At 39.2% G+C, this 872-nt stretch carries 1 pseudogene; it reads left to right on the top strand.

From position 1 onward, the window contains the following. Positions 1-872: pseudogene (locus HT691_RS07740) on the top strand (IS630 family transposase); the annotation flags it as partial.

Raw genomic sequence — 872 nt, 5'->3', positions numbered from 1 at the left:
ATTATTTATTTTCGCTCAAAAGAAAAGAGTTATAAGGAAATCATGGATCTGCTAGATTGCAATAAAACAACTGTTTGGAGGAATTTGAAAAAATATAAGGAGTTTGGTTTAGAAGCGCTTCTTCAGGAGACCCGTGGTGGACGTCATAGAGAATATATGACTTACGAAGAAGAACAAGCATTTCTAAAACGTCATATAGAAGCTGCTCAGGCTGGGGAATTTGTAACTGTCAATCAGTTATTTGAAGCCTATCAAAAAGAGATTGGTCGCACTTCCACACGTGATGGTTTCTATTATCTCCTGAAACGACATGGTTGGCGAACGGTCACTCCTCGACCTGAGCATCCCAAGAAGGCAGACGCTCAGACAATTGAGACGTCTAAAAATAAAATCTACATTCGAGACCTTAAGTAAGCGCTTTAAAGAAGAGGGGACTTATAACAAAGTACGTTTGATGTACCAAGATGAAGCTGGTTTCGGAAGAATCAGTAAGATGAGTTCTTGTTGGGCTCCTCAAGGAATCCGACCTAGCATTCCTAGTCATTATATGCGAGAATATCGCTATTGTTATGGGGCAGTAGATGCTCAGACAGGAGATTCCTTTTTCCTCATTGCTGGAGGATGCAATACTGAGTGGACCAATGAATTTCTACGGCAAGTCTCACAAGCTTATCCAGATGACTATATTTTACTTGTCATGGATAATGCTATATGGCATAAATCAAGTACCTTAGAGATTCCAAGTAATATTGAGTTAGCTTTTATCCCACCTTATACTCCAGAAATGAACCCTATTGAACAAGTCTGGAAAGAAATTCGAAAACGAGGTTTCAAAAATAAGGCTTTCCAAACATTGGAAGCCGTCATTGATA

This window comes from Streptococcus sp. 477 (assembly GCF_013277295.1).
Classification (GTDB): Bacteria; Bacillota; Bacilli; order Lactobacillales; family Streptococcaceae; genus Streptococcus; species Streptococcus pseudopneumoniae.
This window is presented reverse-complemented; position numbering and strand designations above follow the sequence as displayed.